The organism is Nocardia abscessus NBRC 100374 (genome assembly GCF_000308455.1).
Taxonomy (GTDB): Bacteria; Actinomycetota; Actinomycetes; order Mycobacteriales; family Mycobacteriaceae; genus Nocardia; species Nocardia abscessus.
In genome coordinates this window covers 23,252-45,058 of record NZ_BAFP01000266.1, presented here as the reverse complement: position 1 = coordinate 45,058, position 21,807 = coordinate 23,252, and the positions used below count along the sequence as shown (strand labels likewise).

General features: G+C 65.9%; 22 protein-coding genes and 2 pseudogenes. 18 read left to right on the top strand and 6 right to left on the bottom strand.

Going from position 1 to position 21,807, the window contains the following annotated elements; genetic code table 11:
- The first annotated feature begins 17 nt into the window (after nt 1-17).
- The 9 genes and pseudogenes from ON19_RS33535 to ON19_RS33495 all read left to right on the top strand — a co-directional run bounded on the left by ON19_RS33535 (nt 18) and on the right by ON19_RS33495 (nt 9,057).
- On the top strand, nt 18-878 hold the full coding sequence (locus ON19_RS33535; RefSeq protein WP_043702145.1) for an SDR family oxidoreductase: 861 nt from the start codon (nt 18-20) through the stop codon (nt 876-878).
- Nucleotides 875-2,302 carry a cytochrome P450 gene (locus ON19_RS33530; RefSeq protein ID WP_051169569.1) on the top strand — a complete coding sequence of 476 codons (1,428 nt, stop codon included), beginning with the start codon at nt 875-877 and terminating at the stop codon, nt 2,300-2,302. Before ON19_RS33535 ends, ON19_RS33530 begins: the two co-directional genes overlap by 4 nt.
- Before the next feature lie 62 nt (nt 2,303-2,364).
- Nucleotides 2,365-3,264 carry an oxygenase MpaB family protein gene (locus ON19_RS33525; protein WP_083899831.1) on the top strand — a complete coding sequence of 300 codons (900 nt, stop codon included), beginning with the start codon at nt 2,365-2,367 and terminating at the stop codon, nt 3,262-3,264.
- Nucleotides 3,265-3,652: 388 nt separating this feature from the next.
- Nucleotides 3,653-4,422, top strand: a pseudogene (locus tag ON19_RS33520) (SDR family NAD(P)-dependent oxidoreductase).
- A 52-nt stretch (nt 4,423-4,474) separates the two neighbouring features.
- A pseudogene (locus ON19_RS33515) lies at nt 4,475-5,775 on the top strand (acyl-CoA dehydrogenase family protein).
- Nucleotides 5,772-6,815 (top strand): phosphotransferase family protein, encoded by a 1,044-nt coding sequence (locus ON19_RS33510; protein WP_043702135.1) that lies wholly within the window; start codon nt 5,772-5,774, stop codon nt 6,813-6,815. Before ON19_RS33515 ends, ON19_RS33510 begins: the two are co-directional and overlap by 4 nt.
- A 201-nt stretch (nt 6,816-7,016) precedes the next feature.
- Entirely contained in the window at nt 7,017-7,430 is a 414-nt protein-coding gene (locus ON19_RS33505; protein ID WP_051169568.1) for a hypothetical protein, read from the top strand.
- A 206-nt stretch (nt 7,431-7,636) separates the two neighbouring features.
- Nucleotides 7,637-8,242 carry an ABC transporter ATP-binding protein gene (locus tag ON19_RS33500; protein ID WP_043702133.1) on the top strand — a complete coding sequence of 202 codons (606 nt, stop codon included), beginning with the start codon at nt 7,637-7,639 and terminating at the stop codon, nt 8,240-8,242.
- The gene (locus ON19_RS33495; protein ID WP_043702129.1) at nt 8,239-9,057 is read left to right on the top strand and encodes an ABC transporter permease; all 819 of its coding nucleotides are present in this window, start codon (nt 8,239-8,241) and stop codon (nt 9,055-9,057) included. The genes ON19_RS33500 and ON19_RS33495 overlap by 4 nt, the downstream gene beginning before the upstream one ends.
- A gap of 67 nt (nt 9,058-9,124) precedes the next feature.
- Here ON19_RS33495 and ON19_RS33490 read toward each other — a convergent pair whose 3' ends face one another.
- Nucleotides 9,125-11,146 (bottom strand): polyprenyl synthetase family protein, encoded by a 2,022-nt coding sequence (locus ON19_RS33490; RefSeq protein WP_043702127.1) that lies wholly within the window; start codon nt 11,144-11,146, stop codon nt 9,125-9,127.
- A 399-nt stretch (nt 11,147-11,545) separates the two neighbouring features.
- Between ON19_RS33490 and ON19_RS33485 the strand changes: the two genes are divergently transcribed.
- The 5 genes from ON19_RS33485 to ON19_RS33465 all read left to right on the top strand — a co-directional run bounded on the left by ON19_RS33485 (nt 11,546) and on the right by ON19_RS33465 (nt 15,211).
- Nucleotides 11,546-11,935: a hypothetical protein gene (locus ON19_RS33485; RefSeq protein ID WP_043702125.1), complete on the top strand. Its 390-nt coding sequence runs from the start codon at nt 11,546-11,548 to the stop codon at nt 11,933-11,935.
- A 421-nt stretch (nt 11,936-12,356) separates the two neighbouring features.
- The gene (locus ON19_RS33480) at nt 12,357-12,929 is read left to right on the top strand and encodes a TetR/AcrR family transcriptional regulator (protein WP_043702121.1); all 573 of its coding nucleotides are present in this window, start codon (nt 12,357-12,359) and stop codon (nt 12,927-12,929) included.
- 227 nt (nt 12,930-13,156) lie between these two features.
- Nucleotides 13,157-13,633: a hypothetical protein gene (locus ON19_RS33475; protein WP_043702116.1), complete on the top strand. Its 477-nt coding sequence runs from the start codon at nt 13,157-13,159 to the stop codon at nt 13,631-13,633.
- Nucleotides 13,634-13,747: 114 nt separating this feature from the next.
- Nucleotides 13,748-14,146: a PPOX class F420-dependent oxidoreductase gene (locus ON19_RS33470; RefSeq protein WP_043702113.1), complete on the top strand. Its 399-nt coding sequence runs from the start codon at nt 13,748-13,750 to the stop codon at nt 14,144-14,146.
- A 177-nt stretch (nt 14,147-14,323) separates the two neighbouring features.
- Entirely contained in the window at nt 14,324-15,211 is an 888-nt protein-coding gene (locus tag ON19_RS33465; protein ID WP_043702106.1) for an NAD(P)-dependent oxidoreductase, read from the top strand.
- 49 nt (nt 15,212-15,260) lie between these two features.
- On the opposite strand, the gene ON19_RS33460 is transcribed toward ON19_RS33465, so the two are convergent.
- Entirely contained in the window at nt 15,261-15,959 is a 699-nt protein-coding gene (locus tag ON19_RS33460) for a bleomycin resistance protein (protein ID WP_043702103.1), read from the bottom strand.
- A gap of 333 nt (nt 15,960-16,292) precedes the next feature.
- Here ON19_RS33460 and ON19_RS33455 point away from each other — a divergent pair, with 333 nt between their 5' ends.
- Nucleotides 16,293-17,087, top strand: a complete 795-nt coding sequence (locus tag ON19_RS33455) for a phosphotransferase family protein (protein WP_218006525.1) — start codon at nt 16,293-16,295, stop codon at nt 17,085-17,087.
- Nucleotides 17,088-17,219: 132 nt separating this feature from the next.
- On the opposite strand, the gene ON19_RS33450 is transcribed toward ON19_RS33455, so the two are convergent.
- Genes ON19_RS33450 through ON19_RS33440 form a run of 3 tightly spaced genes read right to left on the bottom strand, consistent with a single transcriptional unit; the run spans nt 17,220 to nt 18,308 of the window.
- Nucleotides 17,220-17,522 carry a hypothetical protein gene (locus tag ON19_RS33450; protein WP_043702100.1) on the bottom strand — a complete coding sequence of 101 codons (303 nt, stop codon included), beginning with the start codon at nt 17,520-17,522 and terminating at the stop codon, nt 17,220-17,222.
- Complete coding sequence (locus ON19_RS33445) at nt 17,512-17,961, bottom strand: MerR family transcriptional regulator (protein WP_043702098.1); 450 nt, start codon at nt 17,959-17,961, stop codon at nt 17,512-17,514. The genes ON19_RS33450 and ON19_RS33445 overlap by 11 nt, the downstream gene beginning before the upstream one ends.
- On the bottom strand, nt 17,958-18,308 hold the full coding sequence (locus ON19_RS33440; protein ID WP_227954786.1) for a hypothetical protein: 351 nt from the start codon (nt 18,306-18,308) through the stop codon (nt 17,958-17,960). Before ON19_RS33440 ends, ON19_RS33445 begins: the two co-directional genes overlap by 4 nt.
- Nucleotides 18,309-18,430: 122 nt before the next feature.
- On the opposite strand from ON19_RS33440, the gene ON19_RS42490 reads away from it, so the two are divergent.
- Complete coding sequence (locus ON19_RS42490; protein WP_157229964.1) at nt 18,431-18,583, top strand: hypothetical protein; 153 nt, start codon at nt 18,431-18,433, stop codon at nt 18,581-18,583.
- 140 nt (nt 18,584-18,723) lie between these two features.
- A complete protein-coding gene (locus tag ON19_RS33435; protein WP_043702209.1) occupies nt 18,724-19,014 on the top strand; it encodes a low molecular weight phosphatase family protein in 291 nt (96 codons plus the stop codon).
- 49 nt (nt 19,015-19,063) lie between these two features.
- Here the strand turns inward: ON19_RS33435 and ON19_RS33430 are convergent, their stop codons facing one another.
- Nucleotides 19,064-20,131 carry an NAD(P)H-dependent amine dehydrogenase family protein gene (locus ON19_RS33430; protein ID WP_051169567.1) on the bottom strand — a complete coding sequence of 356 codons (1,068 nt, stop codon included), beginning with the start codon at nt 20,129-20,131 and terminating at the stop codon, nt 19,064-19,066.
- Between the two features lie 890 nt (nt 20,132-21,021).
- Here ON19_RS33430 and ON19_RS33425 point away from each other — a divergent pair.
- Nucleotides 21,022-21,528, top strand: a complete 507-nt coding sequence (locus tag ON19_RS33425) for a hypothetical protein (protein ID WP_043702096.1) — start codon at nt 21,022-21,024, stop codon at nt 21,526-21,528.
- The last annotated feature ends 279 nt before the right edge of the window (nt 21,529-21,807 follow it).

Sequence of the window (21,807 nt, the reverse complement as noted above, 5' to 3'; positions counted from 1 at the left end):
CTGATCGAGGATCAACGATGTCCTTTCTCAACCGATATCCCGCGCTCGATCTGGCCGGGGCGAGTGTCGCGATCACCGGCGGTGCCCGAGGCATCGGTCTCGCGACCGCGAAAGCCTTCGCCGGGCGGGGCGCGCATGTCGCCATCGGCGATCTGGACGAGCAAACCGCCGAGATCGCCGCTGAGCATGTCGGCTCCCGATGCACAGCGTTCGGCTTGGACGTCGGTTCGGGCGACTCGTTCGCGGAATTCATCGCCGGAGCCGAGAACAGCGCGGGCCCGATCGATATCCTGGTCAACAACGCCGGGATCATGCCCCTGTCCGGTTTCCTCGAGGAATCCGATCAGGTCAGCACCACACAGATCAACGTCAACCTGTGGGGGCCGATCCACGGTATGCGAATCGTGCTGCCGGGCATGATCGAGCGCGGCCGCGGCCACATCGTGAATCTGGCGTCGCTGGCCGGAAAGACCGCGACACCGGGAGCGGCGGTGTACAGCGCCACCAAACACGCGGTCGTCGGATTGAGCGCCGCGGTCCGTGACGAAATGGCCGAGCACGGAATCAGCATCAGCGTGATCCTGCCGAGTCTGGTGCGCACCGAACTCGGGGCCGGGCTGGCCATGCCCTCGGTGGTCACCGTCTCACCCGAGACCGTAGCCGAAGCCATCCTCGACACTGTGCGCACGCGACGCGCGTCGACGGTCGTCCCGCGCTGGATCGGCTCGGCCGTCGATGTCGCCAATCTGCTGCCCTCGAGTGTGCAAGAGGCGGCGCGGCGACGAGTCGGCGCCAACGGTATTGCCGCGGCGGCGAATACCGACCCGAAACGCTCGGAATACCGGCGCCGGATTGAGGGCCAGGTGGGTGGCGAATGAAGACCGCATTGACTCAACACGCGACCGGTGTGCTCGCCAACGCGACGATGCGTGTACCAGTGCGCGAACAGGTACTCGCGGCACCACCGCCCCAGAGCAAGCTGCGGGCTGTCCGCGGCGACGGCGGCCTGCCCGTGCTCGGCTATTCGTTCAATGTCTTCGACGACCTGCTCGCACTGCAACGCCGCCTGTTCGCCCGATACGGGCCGGTACATTGGACCAGCGCCTTCGGCACGAAACTGGTGATCGCCCTCGGCCCGGACGCGATCGAGGAAGTCCTGGCCAACCGCAACAAGGCGTTCGCCAATTCGGGGTGGGAACCATTCCTGGGCCCGTTCTTCCGCCGCGGCATCATCCTGCTCGACTTCGACGAGCACAAGCACCACCGCCGAATCATGCAGCAGGCGTTCACCCGCGCCAGGCTGCTCGGCTACCTCGACCTGATCAACGAGGCCGCGGATCGAGCACTCGACCAGTGGAGCACCGGCCGGGGCTTTCCCATGTATCCGAGCACCAAGCAACTCACCTTGGACATCGCCACCAGTTCCTTCGTCGGTGCCGCACTCGGACGGGAGGCCGGCCGGCTGCATCGAGCCTTCACCGACACCGTGCAGGGTGGGCTGTCGGTTGTGCGCGCCAACGTCCCCGGCGGACGATGGCACGCCGGGTTGCGGGGACGGCAGGTGCTCGAAGAGTACTTCCGGTCTCACCTCCCCGCCCGGCGCGCCGACCCGGGAGCGTCACTGTTCGGAGTCCTGTGCCAGGCCAGGGACGAAACCGGTGCGGGGTTCTCCGACGACGACATCGTCAACCACATGATCTTCCTGCTGATGGCCGCCCACGACACGACCACGACCACGGTCGCGATGATGGCCTACCACCTCGCCGCCAACCCGCAATGGCAACGACGTGCCCGTGCGGAGAGCCTCGCGCTGGGCAAACCCGCGCTCGACTACGACGACCAGGAGCGACTGCCGACTCTCGACCTCGTGATGAAGGAAACCCTACGACTGTCCTCGCCGGTAGGCACCCTCGCCCGCGAAACCGTCTGCGACACCGAGATTCTCGGCCACTTCATCCCCGCCGGAACCAGGATCGCCGTCACCCTGTCCTCCTCGCACCGGATGGAGCCCTGGTGGACCGATCCCGACACCTTCGACCCCGACCGGTTCTCCGAACAGCGACGCGAGGACAAGGAACACCGCACGAAGTTCGCCCCGTTCGGCGCGGGAGTGCACAAGTGCATCGGCATGTACTTCGGAGGCATGGAGGTCAAAGCGATCATGCACCAGATGCTGCTGAGATTCTCCTGGACCGTTCCCTCCGGCTACCGACCCCGGATGGGCTACCTCACCGGACCATATCCCGCCGACGGGCTGCCGATCGATCTGATCCGCACCGCGCCCCGAGGGCGACGACCGTGACCGCGCGACACGACCACACGGACCCGTTCGGATTCGACCGGCACGTTCGAGAAGCCGTGCCGATGCCGATCGATGAACCCGTCACCCCCGACGCGCCACGACTGGGTCCGGGCTCGCTGATCTGGAAGTTCTACGGCGACGTCCGCGTGCAACTGTTCGGATTCCAACGCCTGGCCTCCACCGAGAACGCGATCGCCGAACTGGCACAGGCCGTTTCGGAGCACTCCGTCATCTTCGGTGACTTCATCGGGCGCGCCTTGCGTACCGCGCGACCGGTACTGAAGACCATCTACAGCGACGACCCCCACGGCTGGGGCCGCACGGTGCGCGACTTCCACACCGGCATCAAGGGCACCATGCCCGACGGTGAGCGCTACCACGCCTTGAACCCGGAACTCTTCTACTGGGCGCACGCCACCTTCGTCGATCAGATCATCTACTGCACAGACACCTTCGTCCGGCGCCTGACGCGCGCGGAGAAGGAACAGATCTTCGAGGAAGGCAAGATCTGGTATGCGCTCTACGGCATCAGCGCCCGCAACCAACCCGACACCTATGACGAATTCGTGCGGTACTGGGACAGCATGCTCGAACGCTTCACCTCCACCGAGGTGGTCCGCTACGGCACCGGCTACATCCGAAAGGGCCTACCACCGCTCGGGCCGATTCCCCGACCGCTGTGGCGGGTGTTGTCGGCGCCGATGAACGCCTACACCCGCACCATGATCACCGGCACCCTCCCGCCGCAGCTGCGTCGGGTGTGCGGCCTGGACTGGTCTCAGCGGCAGGAGAACACCTTCCAACGCAACACCGCAGCCATCCGGGCCCTCGACCCGGCTTTCAACCGGCTTCCGGTGCGCGTGCTCTACACCCCCTGGGCGGCGGAAGGATGGGAACGCGTCGGCATCGACCCGCGCGGACTCCACCGCCACCAGCACCGCGATTGCCGGGGATCGCGATGATCAGCACCAACTGATCGCGGCCCGGTCGGCGTTCGCCTTCGTGGTCGATTCGCCTGCGTCCGCATGGCGCGGCTGCGTAGCGGCATGAAGGGTCCGACCGGTCCCGGCGCGCGGCTGCGCCATCCAGCTCCGGATACAACCGGTGTCCGCCCAGCGAGCGGTCTGGGTCGGCCCTGCCGGGTCGTGGAGAACCTCTCTCCCTTGTGAACCACCTCCGAGTATGGCAATCGCGAATTGAAGAATGCCATTCTGATTTCTAAGAGTGTCAGTCTGGCGGAGTCTCCGCCGGGGCGCGGTGGTAAGGCGCGTCTCGGCGAGTTGCGTCGCTGAACCACCGCCCGGGGCGGGCGCGACCGGGCACCGTGATCGAGTTCGAGGTGAACGTGTTATGGCTTATGCCGACGAGCTTTTCGATCTGCGCGGACGAGTCGTGTTGATCACCGGCGGCAGCCGGGGGCTCGGGCGGGAGATGGCTTCGCCGCCGCTCGGTGCGGCGCCGACCTCGTCATCGCGAGCCGGAATTACGACAGCTGTGCGGCCACCGCTACGGAGATCGAGCAGGCCACGGGACGAACGGTGCTGCCCTACGCCGTGCACGTCGGCCGGTGGTATCAGCTCGACGGCTTGGTCGAGGCCGCCTACGCCCGCTTCGGGGCGGTGGACGTGTTGATCAACAACGCCGGGATGCAACCGGTCTACGACTCGCTGAACTCGGTGAGCGAGAAACTGTTCGACGCAGTGCTGAACCTCAACCTCAAGGGGCCGTTCCGGCTGTCGGTGCTGGTGGGGGAGCGCATGGTCGCGACAGGGCGGGGGTCGATCATCAACGTCAGTTCCTCCGGTTCGATCCGGCCGCGGCCGTCGATCGTCCCGTACGCCGCGGCCAAGGCCGGGCTCAACGCCATGACCGAGGGGCTGGCGCTGGCGTTCGGGCCGACAGTGCGGGTGAACACCTTGATGGCGGGGCCACATCTGACGCAGGCCACCGCCGGATGGAAGCTGGACGAGATGGACCCGGCACACAACCCGTTCGCCGCGCATGCCCTCCAACGCCCGGGGCGGCCTGAGGAAATTGTCGGTGCCGCACTGTTTCTCGCCTCCGACGCGTCCAGCTTCACCGCCGGGGCCACGCTCCGGTCGGACGGCGGCATGCCCTGACCTCACACCCCATCGGTGGACCTCATTCTTCCTCGATCGAACAGGAGACGACATGGCGTGGGATTTCGAAACCGATCCCGACTACCAGGCGAAACTGGACTGGGCGGACGATTTCGTCCGCACCGAGGTGGAGCCGCTCGACCTGGTTTGGCCGCACGAGCAGTTCGTGCCGCTGACCGGGAAGCGCCGGGATGCGATCGCCCCGCTGAAGAAGCGGGTTCGTGAGCAGGGGCTGTGGGCGACCCACCTCAGCCCCGACCTTGGTGGGCAGGGCCACGGGCAGGTGAAACTGGCGCTGCTCAACGAGATCCTGGGCCGCTCGTCGTGGGCGCCGGTCGTCTTCGGGTGCCAGGCGCCAGACACCGGCAACGCCGAAATCCTCGCCCACTTCGGCACTCCCGAGCAGAAGGAGCGTTACCTGCGCCCGCTGCTGGACGGGGAACTGTTCTCCTGCTACTCGATGACCGAACCACAGGCCGGAGCCGATCCGCGGCAATTCATGTCCGCGGCGGTCCGCGACGGCGACGACTGGGTCATCAACGGCTGGAAGTACTTCTCCTCCAACGCCCGGACCGCCGCCTTCCTCATCGTCATGGCGATCACCGACCCGGAGGCGGGCGCCTACCAGGGAATGTCGATGTTCCTGGTGCCTGCCGACACTCCCGGCATCGAGATCGTGCGCGATGTGCGGCTCTACGGTGAACCGGAAGCCGCGGGCCAGCATGCGCTGATCCACTACGACGGTGTGCGCGTGCCGGATTCGGCACTGCTCGGCGGCGAGGACCAGGCCTTCGCCATCGCCCAGACCCGCCTCGGTGGCGGGCGCATCCACCACGCCATGCGCACCATCGGATCGGCACAGAAGGCCTGGACATGATGTGCGAGCGCGCGCTGAGTCGGGAGACGGCGGGAAGCCGACTGGCCGACAAGCAGTTCGTCCAGGGCTATATCGCCGACTCCTACGCCCAGCTCCAGCAATTCCGGCTGTTCGTGCTGTACACCGCCTGGAAGATCGACAAGTACAACGATTACAAGAAGGTCCGCAAAGACATCGCCGCGGTGAAGACCGTGATGCCGACGGTGCTGCACGACATCGCCTGGCGGTCGATGCAGGTACACGGCGCGCTCGGCGTCACCGACGAGGTCCCGCTGATGAAGATGATCTCCGGCGCGGCGGTCATGGGCTTGGCCGACGGCCCCACCGAGGTCCACAAGACCACTGTCGCGACGCAGGTACTCCGGGATCACCGGCCCGCCGAAGACATCTGGCCCAGTGAATGGCTCCCTCGCAAGCGCGAGGCCGCCGTCGCCCGATACGCCGACTTCCTCGACGCCGAGGTGGAAACACGATGACCGACCTGCCCGCCGGCACGATCGACCTCGCCCGGCTCACCGCCTGGATGGACGACGCCGGACTCCCTGGCACCGGCGCACCCGTCCGGATCGAAAAGCTCTCCGGTGGCGCGCAGAACGAGATCTATGCCATCCACCGCGGCGACCACCGCAGCGTGCTCCGCATTCCGCCCGCCGCCGCGCCACCTGACCGCGACAAGGGCATCGTGCGCGAATGGCGCATCATCGAGGCGCTTCGGGACACCGATGTCCCGCATGCGCCCGGCGTCGCGGTCTGCGGTGACACCGGAGTTCTCGGTCGCGCCTTCTACCTGATGGGTTACGTGGACGGCTGGTCGCCCATGCAGTACCAGAAGGCGTGGCCGGAACCGTTCGGCAGCGACCCGCAGGCCAAGGCTGAACTCGCCTATCAACTCGTCGAAGGAGTCGCCCTCTTGTCGAAGGTCGACTGGCGGGCGCGCGGCCTGCACGACCTCGGCAAGCCGGACGGCTTCCACGACCGGCAGGTGCAGCGCTGGACCGCCGTGTTCGAGCGCATCAAGGGCCGGGAGATCGAGGGCATGGACACCGCCACCGGATGGCTGCGCGCGCATCGGCCCCTGGATTTCGTACCTGGCCTGATGCACGGGGACTACCAGTGGGCGAACGTCATGTACCGCAACGGCACTCCGGCGCGGCTCGCGGCCATCGTGGACTGGGAGATGGGCACGATCGGCGATCCCAAGCTCGACCTCGCGTGGGCGCTCGAGGACTGGCCCGAGGACACCCACGCCCCCGAAGCGGCCGCCGCGAGCTATGTCGACCTGCGCGACATGCCTTCTCGCGACCAGGTTGTCGCCCGCTTCAGCGAGGTGTCCGGCCGCCAGGTGGACGACCTCGACTACTACCTGATCCTGGCCCGATGGAAGCTGGCCATCGTGCTGGAACAGGGATTCCAACGCGCCGGCGACAACCCCAAATTGCAGGCGTTCGGTCCCATCGTTCCTCGACTGATGCGGGCCGCCGCCGAACTGGCCGAGACGAGCGACTATCGGGGATGAATGAACGGGGACCACGCAGCGCACCGCCGGGCTCACGGTGGCTTTAGTACTGTTCCTCGATCCGCCACCGGGCCCCAGCGTTCCAGGCTAGGTCGGCGATCGTGGACCGGCGGTCCGTAGCAGACGTAGGGTGCGCGGCCGAACAGGTCCAGGGTGGGCCGGCTGGTACGTTGCGGCGGTCGCGTGTGGTCCGCTGTCCGAATGGACTTTGCGCAGCCAGCGGCGACTGAACGTCCACAGTTCATCCGATTCCAGTCATCGGCCCCGAATCGTCGTGGTCGCTTTCCAGGGGTATTCGCTCTCGTCAACGGATTGTCTCGGGACGGGTGTCTGACACAGGCGCAGGAAGAGTACCGCCGTCGTATGAATGCCTGGTACAACGCCAACCTCGTCGACCCGTGCCGCGTAGACCCCTCCGTTTACGATCGGACACGCCATCCAGGTGCCATAGCCTGGTTCAAATCCTCGGCGACTAATCTGATTGCACCGGTCGCCGACTACCTGACCATTCTCGATGCGCACCACGTCGGTTGGGTACGTCTGGGAACTGATGCCCCAGGCGAAATCATCTACGACGATCCGCATCAGATCGTCGCCATGCCATCCAGTGTCTGATAGGCCGCTGCGATGCGGTTCTCGAACACCGGCCCAAAGCCGCCGGTATCGTCAGGCCGGCTCTGCTGGAGCGGTGACACCCGGGTCCTGGTTCTACAGGAGGCGCGCGTGCCGCGAATTTGCGTTCCTGGCATGGCTTTTCGTCGTTGATTGGTAGCATGCGAGCGGCGGCCGGGCCATGATGTCGGCGGCAGGCAGGGGCGATCATGGAAGTGCGGGACGTCCACCATTCATATGGCAGGCGGTCGGTGCTGCGTGGCGTCGACTTCGTGTTGCCCGCGGGAGCGCTGGTGGGAATCGTCGGTGAGAACGGGGTGGGCAAGTCCACGCTGTTGAAGGTCCTGTCTGGAGGGCTGCGACCGGACCGGGGGGTGATCCGGCACCGTGGGAGCTTTGGTTACTGCCCGCAGCAGGTGGTCCTGAACGACGCGTTCACGGTTCGTCAGCACCTGGACTTCTTCGCCGCGGCCTACGCGATCCCGGACCTGCGGCGGGCCGAGGAGACCATGGAGATCTTGCGTTTCTCCGAGTATGCCGGTGAGCGGGTCGCGACGCTGAGCGGCGGCACGCGGCAGAAGCTCAACCTGACGCTGGCGGTGATGCACGATCCGCAGGTTCTGCTGCTCGATGAGCCGTACCAGGGCTTCGACTGGGAGACGTATCTGCGTTTCTGGGATCTGGTCGCGGAGTTCCGTGACACCGGTCGGTCGGTTCTGGTCGTCTCGCATCTGGCCCACGACACCGACAAGCTGGTTCAGGTGTGGCGGTTGCACAACGGCGTCCTGCAAGGCGGACGGGAGACGGCGGAATGAGCGACGGTCTGCGGCTGTTCGTGATCGCCACGCGTTACGGTCTCGTCGAGCATGCTCGTAATCGGTTCGCCATGGTTTTGGTGGCTGTCTTCGTCCCCATATTGATCACTCTGGTGCGTGTGGCCGTCACGGACGTCGAGGTACCGTTCCGGCTTCGGCACACCGGTCTTGTCCTGCGCGCCAACGGCAATGAGCTCGCCCAGATCAGCGGCGCCCTCACCGCGGTCTCACTGATCATCGGGTTCATGATGTTCGCGGCGACTTTCAGCAGCGGAGCATTCGACCGGCGACTGTCGATGGCCGGATATCCTCGGGTTGCGCTGGCTCTGGCGAAGATCGCCTGCCTTGTGGTGGCCTCGATGGTGGTCTGCACGTACGCCACCGCTGTCATCTGCTGCTACTGGTCGCCTCGGCAGCCAGTTCTGCTCGCTGCGGCGCTTTTCTGCGCGGCGATGACCTACGGGGCGCTGGGTGTCGCCCTCGGCGCGCTGCTGCGCCGCGAGGTGGAGGGGATGTTCGCGATCGCGATGATCAGCTGCTTCGACATGGCCGTGCAGAACCCCATCGCCAGCGTTGGGGCGGACAGTGAATTCGTGCGCTGGCTGCCCTCGTACGGGGCGATGCAGGCTTCGACCGCGGCCGGCTTCTCCGATACCACGTCGTTCGGAGGCTTTGCGGTACAACTGGTCTGGTTCACCGCGAGCACCCTCGTCGGACTGGTTGCTTTCCATCTGCGCACCCGCTCGTCTCTTCGACCTACGATGTGGATCCGCTTCCCTGGACCGACGAGGTCCCGACAGCCGGCGAAGCACTGAGGGGGTGTCCCGCGCGTCCACCACGGTGAATCGCGCGGGCCACGTCCTGCTTGCCGGCTACGGGAACTTACGGCGCGGCAGGAGCCGGTTCGGCCGCCGGGTAGTAGTAGACCTCACGGCGCAAGCGTTCCAAGTCCGGTGCCGCGGAAACCGCGGGGCCGGAGGCTTGCTCGTACCGATCGCTCTCACGCGCCCAGAGCCCCACGCTGGTCATGTTCACGTATATCTCCGCGTAGTCCTGCCCCCGGTCCGAGTGGCCGGGAAGCACGCGCAGCAGCGCGGGGATGTAGTGGATCATCGCCTCGAGCTGGGCGCGTTGCTCGGCCACCTGGCGCTGCACCTGCTCGACGGCTTCGCGACGGGTGCAGCCGGTCTCGTGACGGATCACTCTCACCAGGTTGTAAGGGACTCGGTCTGCCTCGTCCTGATCCAACCCCACCAGGTCGTTCTCCACGAAGGTCACCCAGAAGGCGAGTTCCTCGAGACGTCGGATCACCGGGTGGTCGCGCAGCTCCGACGGTAATTCCCGGTCCTGGCGCATCTCCATGCAGGCCAGGGCGGTATCGATCCCGCTGGTCGACATCCGCAGCGGGAGGTAGTCGTCCGTGGAGGGGATATAGCCATTGATGCGATGGTGCGCTTCACGTTCGCAAGCCTCGAACCACTCCTCGAGGCCGTCGAGGAACCGCTCCTGCCAGCGGGTGGTCCGGCCCGCACGCAGGCGCGGCCACAAACTCGCCCACGCCGTCGGGATCGCGCCGGGCCTCCACGGTGCCTCCGGGTCCTGGCGCAGCGTTGCCACCATGCCACGCCTCAGCGCGGTGACGGCTTCGGGGTCCGTCAGCTGCGGATCTTCGAACAGGTCGTCCCAAGCAAGGACAAGCACGGCCATGCCGTAGGCGGTCTGTTCACGGGCCACGTCCGCTGCTGGAGCCATGGTTTGTGCCGGGGTCCGGATCGCTCCTGTCCAGCGGTGGTAGTCGAACTCGTCAGGGGAGACGGCAAGGCCGGTGTCTACGAGCCAACTCCTCAACCATGGCTCGACGTGGAGTGGGATCCCAGCACCGTGGGCTCGGGATGGCCGCGTCGGCTGCCGAGGGACCGCGGGATCAGCAGTTCGCCGGTCGAGTATGGATCGGGCGTAGGCGGTCATCGCGTGGCGGGCGGGGGGGTCGACAGACACAGCGATGAGCTGGCCGGCAGCTTGGTCCATGAATCCATCGGCCATCGCCTGTGCTTCGTCCACGGCGCCGGAGGCGATGACGAGCTCGCGGGCACGTGCGGCTTGCTCACGCGTCATTGCTCTGCGCAGCAGGCCGGCAAACTCCCGGTCCCGGGCGGCCGCGCGGATGACGGGAAGTGTGTAGATGCCTTCGGGTAGATCCGCGTTGACGGGCTTGCCCATCTCTTCGGCGGTCGAGGTCAGATCGAGGATGTCGTCATACAGCTGGTAGGCGAGCCCGAACTGTCGGCCGAACAAGGCCAACGCCTCTTCATCGTCCCCGGAGCGGCCGGCCTGCATCGCACCCACACGGCAGGCAAGCGAAAGCACTGCCGCTGTTTTGCCGTCGATCGCGTCCAAGTAGGACTGCTCACTGCGGGAGGCCACGTAGAGGTCGGCAGCCTCGATCACCATGCCCGCGCACATCTGCTCACCCGCGATCGACCCCGCGAGAACTTCGCGCCGACCGAGCTCGGCGAGCATGCGCACGCTCGCGAGCATCACGGAGTCCCCACCCACTACGGCCATATGCGAACCCCACACCACGTTGGCACTAGGACGGCCTCGACGCTCGTACGCGTGATCGACGACGTCGTCGTGGTAAAGCGAGCCCAGATGCAGCAACTCGACGGCAGCGGCGGCGCGCACCACCCGCTCGTCAGCCGGGGTCGCGGGATCGGTGAGCAGGTAGTAAGACAGTAGTGTCAAGGTGGGACGGACCAGGCGGCGAGAGGTATCCGGCCCTTCGTCGGTGAGTGCGCTCAGCTCAGGCCTGCCCCGCAGATGCACGGGGCCGAGAACGTCACGGACGCGGTCCAGGTCCGCATCCAGATGTGGGAAGACAGCCGAATCGATTTCATGTGGCACGCGCGCACTCCTGACTGTTACACCGGTCGTCTGCAATACCAACGATCATCGGCAATTTGACACCACAATCACGCGGAAGATGTTGGTATCGGCCATTTTTGATGCGAGCACGTCGAGCTCCGGCTCTCCACGGATGAGCCAGGCGCGACTCGATGTCGCACAGTCGGTGGCCGCCGGGATGCGCCCCGCGCGAGGTTCCCGATGACAAGACACTGTCGAGTGTGCCGGCGTTGAAGGACCAGCGGAAACCCGCGCACGGCGTCGAACTTCTGCGCGACCGGACCGGCCTCGGCCTATCAGGAGCCAAGCGCCTCTTCCACCGACTTCGACCCGCCTGGGGGCAATCCCTGCGCAGAAAACCGGGTCGGCGAGCACGCGCTCGGACCTTACGATCTCGCCGTGAAGATCTGGACGGAGCGCCCTGCCGAGACCGACGTCGAAGCGGTCGTTGGCCGCTACTTCAGCCTGCTCCGAGTTGGGAAGATCCCTGAGGCCGAACAGCTCGTCGACCATACACCGGTCCGGCATGTGCTCAAGAGTCTGTGGTCGGGCTCGGTCGGTGCGAGCGCCGATGACGAGGCGAGTTGCCGCCTCGCTGCCGACGAGTGGGAACAGAATTTGTCTTGGCTCCGCGAACTCGATCTCGGGGACTTCAACTGGGGCCCCACCGGCACCCATTTCTACGTCGAGGTCATCTACCGCGCGCGGATAATCGAGGTGTCATTGGGCTTTTGGGTCAAGCCCACCGACGCCGGCTGGGTCGTCACGGGACCGTCTACCCTCTGGTAGGGGAGCAGCGCCGCACCCGGCACCGAACCACCCAGAATCGCCGAACCGGCCGCCTTCCACTTGTCGCATCAGATGCGAGAAAGTCGCATCGTATGCGAGTCGTGGTCAAACCCGCAGACAGTCCGGGAGCAGAGTCACGCTAAGCGGACAGGTTGACTCTTGTTGTTCTGCTGGTGATTTCATGTCGGCGTGATTGACGATGGTGTGCCTGGTTACCGGCGTTTCGGAGTGTTGTCCCGGGTGGACGGCGCAAGCAGGTATCCGATGCCGATGTAGAGGATGAATGCGGCTCCCGACAGCGACAAGCCGGTGGCGAGGCGGGTGCGGATCCCATGAGGACGCTCCGATTTTCTAGCAGTCCCATTGGACATGACGCCGAATCTAGTAACACTAGATTGTCGAGCGATGCTATAGTCGACAGATGACGACCCAGACGCGCCGAGAACGGGAACGCGCCGAACGGCACCGGCTGATCATCGACACCGCTCGGGAGCTGGCCGAGTCGCAGGGCTGGGACGCGGTGACTGTGCGCAGGCTGGCGGAACGGATCGAATACAGCCAGCCTGTGCTGTATTCGCACTTCGCGGGCAAGGACGAGATCGTCACGGCGGTCGCCGAGGAAGGCATCGCGGAGATGGCCGCGTGGAGCCGCGCGGCGTTGGAGTCCGCGGGTGGCGAGCCGCGCGCAGCGTTGGCGGCGGTGGCGCGGTCCTACCTCGACTTCGCGACCGCGCGGCCCGCGCTCTACGACGCGATGTTCCTGATGAAGGTGAACCTCGCGTTCGGCGAGAATGCCTCGCAGCCGCTGCGGGACGCGTTCGCCGTCATGTTCGCCGCCTTCTCACCGTTCGCGGGCGAGCACGATCCGGAGAGCTTCACCGAGGTCGGCTGGAGCGCCCTGCACGGCCTGGCGACCCTGGACCGCGGTGGACGTCTGCGGCCGGCTCAGCGGGACGCCCGCCTGGCGGTGTTGATCGACCAGTGGACCCGGTAGACCTCTGCCGGGTCCTTGGTTCCCGAGCGATGGGGCCGCCGATCTCCCGCATGGGCGCGGACGCTGTCGTGATCGCCACCAGCGCCGCCGCCGCGCGGCAGGGTCGCTGTCGAGCGCGATCCCGCAGTTGGCGATCTGAAATCTAGCAAGGCTAGACAAGATAGCGGAGGAATGTTACCGTTGCTCCAGTTTCTAACATTGCTAGAATTTGGGAAGGGAAGCCGAAGATGCTCATTGTCACCGGCCAGATCATTGCCGCCGTCGCCGTTCTCTCCAATGCCATCGTCTATGGCACCGATGTCTGCGGGGCCGTGATCACCCGGTCGGTGTACCGCAAGCTCGATGATGCGGCAGTGACCATGAGTGCGGGATGGGGTCACTATTACGGCGATAAGCGCATGCCGTTTGCCGGTGTGGGTGGTGTCGTCACGGCGGTGCTCACGCTGCTGATCGCGCTGTTGGCCGGGCAGATCGGTGCCGCGGTCGCGGCGGGGATCACGGTGGCGGCACTGCTCACCTGGCTCGCCTTCTACGTCCGCATCGCCAAGCCGATCAATGCCCAGCAGACCGCCGCTGCGCAGAGCGGCATCATTCCGGCCAATGCCCGTGCGCTACAGGACAAGTGGGACAGCATTCTGAAGTACCGGGTCATCCTGCAGTTCATTGCCATTGCCGGACTGTGTGCCGCGCTGATTCTGTTCTGATCTCAGAGCGCGAGTAGGCGGTGTCGCGCGCGAGTAGGTGGTCGGTGCACCAGTAGAAACATAGGCTGATCGCCGGGATACACCTGATATCGAATTCACTGAGGAGTAACTGACATGACCTTCACCATCAATGAACAGCGGTTTCTCGCGGAGGCCGGGATCGGCCGGCTGGCAACGGTGTCGCCCGACGGCGTTGTGCAGAACAACCCGACCAGCTATCGGGTGAACGCCGACGGCACGATCGACATCGGGGGCATGCGGATGCGTGCCAGTCGAAAGTACCGCAATGTCGAGGCGGGCAGCCGGGTGTCGTTCGTCATCGACCAACAGGTTTCATTGGAGCCATACGTGATTCGCGGCATCGAGGTACGCGGCACGGCCGAGGCGCTCGATGACGAGGAGCCGCCGTTCCCACCCCAGGAGCGCGCGGTCATCCGAATTCACCCCGAACGGGTCATCTCCTGGGGCATCGACGGCGGATCCTTCGACTTCACCAGCCGCGGCGCCGAGTAGTCAGGCATCGTGGGCGCTACCGTAGCGAAACGCGCAACCGGTTTCGTGATGCGCGACAACCTGAAAACCTCGCCCTGCCAGCCGACTACGGCATATCCGCCCCGAAATTCGGCCGATGCTACGGCTAGCCCGTCTGGGCTTGACCTGAAGATGGGTTGAGCTTTTAGCGTCTGTTCCGTGAGTGTGCATGAGAACGCAGAAGCAGTGACAGTCGCGGTTCTAGGGTTGGGCGAGATGGGGTCGGTGCTGGCTGCGGCCCTCCTGGATGCCGGTCATCCGGTCACGGTGTGGAACCGGTCGCAAGACAAAGCCGATCCGCTGGCGGCCAAGGGGGCGCGTCGAGCCGCGACGCCCGAGGCGGCTGTAGGCGCAGCCGAGGTGGTGATCGTCAATGTCAAGGGCGGTGCAGTGGCGACGGAGCTGTTGCGTGCGGCGGGGTCGGTGTTACCGGGACGAGCCGTAGTCGATCTGACCGATGGCTCATCTGAACAGTCCAGGGCCACCGGTCAATTGGTGACCGACCACGGTGCGGACTACCTGCACGGCCAGATCATGACCATCGCTCCGGCCATCGGCTCACCGGACGCGGTGGTGTTCTACGGCGGCCTCCGTCACGTATTCGATCGGCACGAAGTCCTGCTCCGGGTCCTCGGCGGCCGCGCCACCTTTGTCTCATCCGACCCGGGCGTGCCCGTGCTGTATGGGATGGCCGTTCACGACATCATGTGGGGTCTGCTGAACGGCTTCCTCCATGCCGCAGCGCTTCTCGGCAACGCCGGTATTCGGATCGGCGATTTCCAGCAGCAGGCAGAGCCGTCCTTGGCTGCGTTGCCTTCGCTGTTCCCGATGCTTGCGAACGAGATCGATCGCGCGGAGTTCGCCGCTCCCTATGGTGCGCTCCAACATCATTTGCCCTCCATCGATGACCTGATCACCGAAAGCCGAGCCCGGGGCATCGACATCGATCTGCCCACCTACACCAGAAACCTCGTCGCCGAAGCGCTCGATGCAGGTCACGGCCATGACAGCTATGCCAGGCTGGTGGAACGCTTCAGCCGCGGATAGCTGCGCTCACGGCCTCACCACCTGTGCAGTAGACGTGCCCGGATTCTGCTCACAGCCCGGCTTCGAGCTCCGCGACGCGCCGGAGGTCGTCAGAGAGTTCCGGTCCGCTGACCCCGGCGGCCTTGGCGCCGGCCAGTAGTTCCCGGGCCAGGGCCGGCTCACCTCGGCGGACGGCCACGTCGGCCCGAAGCACCAGCAGCTTCACGAGCTGGACCGCAGTCGGCTCCTCGTCGGTCCGATGCAAAGCCCGGTCCAGGACTTTCACCGCCAGGTCCAGGTCCTGCTTGGAATCCGCGAACAGCGAGCCCATGTGGACAGCCCGGTCGAACGTCCCCTTCGGCAACGGGCGATGCCGCTGGTCCTCGCTGATCGGCTGCGCGATCTGGATGGTGTTCCCACCGGGATCGGTCACCAGGAACTCTCGCACTCCGTAGCTTCTGTCCTTCAACGCGCCCACCCGCGGAAGTCCCTGAGTGGGCACTGACCCGAAGGCTTCCCGCAGCCCTTCAGTGAAGACCGCGTACAGGTAGTCGACGTCATCGGTGTCGACCAGGCAGCCATGCGTGGAGGACGTCGGATCGAACTCTTTGTCTCCGTAGAAGTTCAGCTCGATACCCCCACGCTTCACGCTCAGAAACTGGTACGGCACCGTCTGCCGGAATGTGATCTCAAACCCCAATGCGGTGTAGAAGTCGGCCGCCGACTCAATCGACTGGACCATCAGCCTGGGGATCGTCTTCTCCGTCATGTTCCCGAAGGTAGAGATCGGCCTCTTCGCACGCACATGAAAGTGAGAACCCCGACTTTCCCTGGTCATCGACGGTTCAGTCCTATCTGCGAGCGTTCAACACGGCCAACCACGACGTCAGCGGTCTGTCGATCGGCTGTTGTGGCACTTCCGCATACGCCACGGATGAGTACCGAGCATCCGGCGGAACATTCCCTCATGCCGCCGGGTGCGCGGCCAGGCGAACGTCCGCTTCTACCGGTTACAGACCGTCTTTCGAACCTCTCTCGGCGAAGCCCGCGCGGTCACTCGCACGCGATAAATCGGGCGACGTCGGTGGTGATCCTCGCGATAATGGCCGACGTGGAAGAGGTCGAAGTCGTCGTCGCCCATCACGAGCGCGCGACCTTGCGCGTCGGGGACGTGTTCCTGAAGATCGACGCTGATCAGACGCACACCGACGTCGAGGTCGAGGCGATGGCTATGGCGCCGATCCCGACTCCGGACATCCTGTGGCACAAGCCGCCTGTGCTCGCGCTCGCCGCCCTCCCAGGGACCGCACTCGGCCGCCTCGGCGAGCCGTCGACCGCATCGTCGGCGGCGTGGGCCGCAGCGGGTGCCGCCGCACGGATGCTGCACGACGCGCCGCTGCCGCCATGGCCCGGTCGCAGCCTCGAGGAGTTCACATCGCAGCTCGACGACGAGTGCGCATGGCTCGTCACGAACGGCGTTCTTCCCACCGACGTGGTCATGCGCAACCGCCGGATTGCCGAGGCTGCGCTCCGCCCGTGGACACCGGTCTTCACGCACGGCGACCTGCAGGTCACCCACGTGTTCGTCGCGGATGACGAGATCACCGGCGTGATCGACTGGTCCGAGGCGGCCCAGGGCGATGCCCTGTTCGACCTCGCCACCCTGACGCTCGGACACCAGGAGCACCTCGACGACGTCGTCGCCGGCTACGGTACCGATGTCGACCTCGACGTGATCCGCGCGTGGTGGTCGTTGCGAAGCCTGCTGGGGGTCCGCTGGCTGCTCGAGCACGGCTTCGACCCGACCTCCCCAGGCTGCGAGGTCGACGTGCTGAGCACCGGGGCGATGCCAGACCAACGAGATCGAGATATCCGGTCATGCCGCATCACCCGCTGACCGGAAGCGGTGGGAACTGCTGATCCGAGGACGGGCGCTGTGCCGGCAGGTCAGGGAATTCGGTTTGCAGCACGCAGAACTCGTTGCCCCAGGGATCTCGCAGAACGTGCCGTCGAGCCTACGAACCCGGGCTCATGACATGGTGGCGGCGGTGGTGCAGCCACAACCCGAACCTGTGCAGGCGGTGGTCGAGCCGGTATGGCCGGCGCATCGGGTGCGGCGGGTGCGTGCACGAGACCAGATCAGTCCGGCCACTCCGGTGGCGAGCAGGATGAAGCCGAGCGGTTCCAGCCACGACAGGCTCAGCAGGGTGATCCCGCCGCCGAGGACTCCGGCCGCGGTCAGGAGCGGGGCCAGGCAGCAGCCGAGGCAAATGGCCGCACCGAGCCCGATCGGCGCCCACCAGCGCGGCGATGTGGTGGGTTCAGCAGCCACAGTCGCTTCCCACACTGGTGGTGCTGCTGTGTTCGTCGGTGAAGGGAACTGGGCAGCACGGACTTTCGCTGCAGGCGATCAGGTCGTCGCAGCCGGCTTCCAAGGCGGCGCGCAGGGTGTCGCGCACCGCGGTCAGCTCGGCGAGCTTCGCGTCGACCTCCACCAACTTCGCCTCCGCCCGGGCCCGCAACCCGGTATCAGCGCGGCGATGCCCGAAGTGGGTGACATCCAGTAGGCCGGTGACTTCGTCGAGGGTGAACCCGAGTCGCTGGGCAGCTTTGATCACCCGCAGTACCGTCAGCGCCTGCTCGGGATACAGCCGATGCCCGCCCAACGAGCGCTGCGGTTCGGCGAGCAGCCCGCGGCGCTCGTAGTACCGCAGCGTTTGGGTGTTCACCCCGGCGGCCGCGGCCAGCTGGCTGGTGCGCAACCCGGTCAACGCCGGTCCCCTCCGATCGCGGCGTCCACCCGTGTCGCCAGCGCGTCGAGGACCTCGACCTGGCTGTCGGGGACCTCGATGCGCATCACCAGCCCGGCGCCGGTGGCCTCGAAGGTGAAAGCGAAGAACGAGCAGCAGCCGGACTCACGAGCGGCCAGATCGCGGCCGCTCGGTTCGGAGTCAGCGGCCAGCAGCAGATCCAGCCGCGTGTGCGACGGCCGATCCATGCGCTGCACGGATTCGGCGAAGAACCGGTCGAACTCCGCGACCCGAACCGGTTGCTCGGCGGTGGGCAGGGTGCACGAGGCCGGTACCCAGTCCCCGGAAGAAGGCGTGATCATCGTCATGACCTCACGGTAAGCCTGTACCTAGGTACAGGATGCAACCCCCGAACAGGAACATTACCCCCGCGGGTCTGTTCACCCGATGTTTGCTTGCTTACAGTATTGATGTCAATCAATATAGGTCCATGTCGAAGTCGCAGCTTCCGATCGTTCCCGTGCAGTCGTGCACGGCCGCGCCGATCGTGCGTGAACCGTTGACCGCGCAGACCGCCGCCGAGCTGGCGGGGGTGTTCAAGGCGAAGCGCAGGTCGATCCCGTCGACGGGGTGCGGATCGTGAGCTGGGACACCGACGAACCCTCCGAACGCGGCATCGACGGCATCGAACGCATGCGACTGGTCCGCGACGACATCAATACCCGCGTGCAGCACCTGCTCGCCGAACTCGACATTCTCACTCGCCGAAAGGCCGACTCGCTCATGGCATCCAAGCCCAGCGTCCTGTTCGTCTGCGTCCACAACGCCGGACGCTCCCAGATGGCCGCCGGATTCCTCACCCACCTCGCCGGAGACGCGATCGAAGCCTCCGACGTGGTCATCACCATGGGTTGCGGCGATACCTGCCCGGTCTTTCCCGGGGTCAGCTACCGGGACTGGGTGCTCGAGGATCCGGCTGGCAAGGGTGTGGAGTCGGTGCACCCGATCCGCGATGAGATCAAGGCCCGTATCGAGGAACTCATCGCCGAACTGCTGCCCGCGCGCTTGAGCTGAGGACATCGACACCATCGTTCATCGCTTCCGGCTCGAGGAGAGGGGCCTGTCAACGAAATCTGATCGGCGGCATATCGAGGGCGGTGTGAATGCCCGGCGGTGCGGCGCAAAGATAGGGGATGGCGTTGACGGCGCGGTTGGCCGCGTATGTCGGTGCGGCCGTGTTCGCTTGGGCCGACGTTTCCATGGGCCGCAGATCGAGTTCCAGGGGCGCGTCGCCCTCGACCGAGATGCGCCATCCGGTCGGTCGCAGCGACCAGTCCGAGACGATGTCGGTGCTGCAGTACCGGGTCGAGCGGAACTGCAACAGCGTGCGGCCTCCACGGATACCGGAGACCGTGATCCGCTGTGCGACAACGGTTCCCTTGCGAAAGACCCCGGTTCCGACCTGGACGTCACGACTCGCGGTCGCTAGTTCGCCACGCACGTCGACCGCATCCAGTGGCAGGCCGAGAACCTCGGCGGCCAGTCGCAGCGACGGGCCGATCGCGCGGTGCGCGTGGTTCAGGCGGTGGGGCTCGAATGTCCTTCGGCTCGTGCCGAAGCCCATGCCGAGCAGCGTCCACGGTGTTTCGGAGGGGGTGAGATCGACGAATTCGTTTATCGCCATGCGGTCCAGGCGCCGTTGCGTCGAGCTGAGGACGATCGGCATTGTTTCGGTGAGGAAGCCGGGACTGCTGCCGGTGCTGTGGATCGAGGCTCCGCCGGACGAGCACGCCGCCTCGACGCGTGCGCACAGTGCGCGGTCCATGCCGGCCGGATGATGGAACATGTCGTGCGTGGTCACGACATTCGTGCCGGTGGCCAGTAGTCGGCAGACGGTGTCCAGGTCGAAGACGCGCGGCGTGTACACCACGCAGTCGGCGCCCAGTTCGAGGATCTCGTCGATATCGCCGGTCGCGGTGATCCCGGTGCGCGCGGGCAGTCGGCACAGGAGGCCCGCATCGGTCCCGACCTTGTCCGGAGTGTGGGTATGGACTCCGACCAGTGTGAGGTTCGGATGTTCGATGAGGGCGCGCAGGGCGGGTCGGCCGACGTTGCCGGTGGCCCATTGAACCACCCGGTATTGCCGCGCCATCGGCTCGATTGTCTCGTGCAGCAGTGGATTTGTGTCCATCTACATCCCGTCTCGATAGCTGGGCAAGGACCGCGACGGCGCATTCGTCGGTGCGGTCGGGGCAAAGGCCGCATAGCCGACCGCCGCACCGAGGGGCCCCGTCGGCCCGGCCCACACATATCGAAGAGTCCCTGTTGCCGGGTGGAGTCGAGCTATACCTGCACTCTTTCGTTGCGGTTCGAGCTGATGAGTTTGGCATTCCGGGTCACCAGCGGGGGTTCGGTTCGTGCACGAGAAGGGCTCAAACCAGGTAAGGCTATCGATTATTAGATAGCTGGATATCTAATAATCGATGATGGCCCGAACCATAGTTCGATGTCGGGATGTGCGTCAAGGGACGCAAGTCGGCCGGCGCGCGATAGCCGTATGCGGCTGCAGGCTCGCTCGGAGCGACCCGTCCGTCCACCTCCCGTGCGAGGCGGCGCGGTGGAGCAGGTCATCGCTCGGGGTGGCAGTTCGATGACGTCGTCCATGCGCGAAGCCGGTGCGGGATGGCCTCTGCCTCTTGACTCCCTTCTGCGGACTGTCTACGGTCTCATCAGTTAGTAGATACCAAGTATCGAATAGTCGATAGACATCAGCCTAGCCGGTCCGTTCAAGAGCGACCGGAAGTCGGCCCGTTTGTCGGCGACGCCGCGGCCATGGAGCGTTCGGCCGGTTGAAGGATTGTTCCGGTGGCAGCAATGGTCGTAACCCGGAGGTCATCGAGCGCACCGGAGATCGGACGGCACCGGCCCCATTTCGCCCTGGCATTCGGGCTGTGGAAATCGTCGCTCGCACATCAATGGAATGGACAGCTCATGGATGCTCGACCACTCGATCCCGCTGGCCGGGGCGTTCCGCGAGTACACTCGGCCGCCGGCCCGCGACTTCGCTCCGGGTGGGGGACGATGAGATACCGCCTCGACGTCGTCGCTTCCAGCGTCGTCGATGTCGTCGAGCACGCGGGCGGATGGCTGTTCGACCGCTCCGTCGCCGGATGGGACGTCACGGTGCTCGTCGCGGAGCTGTCGGACACCCGGCCGCTGCGCATCCTCGGCGCGGAAGTGCTGGAACTCGAGCAGGTGCTCGCCTCGCGCGGGCAGGGTCGTCAGCCGCACGCGCTCGCGGTCGCCGCCGAGGTTTGCGAGCGTGACTCCCGGGCGCGCCGAGGTCTGTCGAAGGCATTGAACGACGGCGGCGTCGAGGTGGTGGTCTGGGGTGAGGGCTGGCGGTCGCCGCCGGAGCATCAGGTCGATGCGGTAGTGCATCGGTTGAGTGTCGCGGCTCAGGCATTCAAGGCCCACGCATTGGCCGCCGCAGCGGTCCCGGTCGTCTCCGTCGGGATGACCGAAGCCTTCCGCAGTGGAATGTCGTCCTTCCCCTCGGTCGGTGCCGACCTCAGTCCAGTCGGCTGACTCCGCAGTACTCGGCCCGCTGTTCGGACTGTAAGACCCCGCGCGCAGGCGACGGGCGGAACCCGCGCGGGGGTCCGCCCGTCGCCTGCGCGCGGGTCCGTCGGCCCGGGTTCAGGAAAGGCCGGGCCGGGCCGCGGTCGTGGCCGCCTTCCTGGTCGGATGGCGTCCGATCGCGTCGACGCGTTCGGAGGCGAGTTCCAACGAGCAGGTGCACCGAGATCAGTAGTGCCACATGGCCTCATGGATCCAGGACCGGCGCGGTGATCACCGCGAACGGGG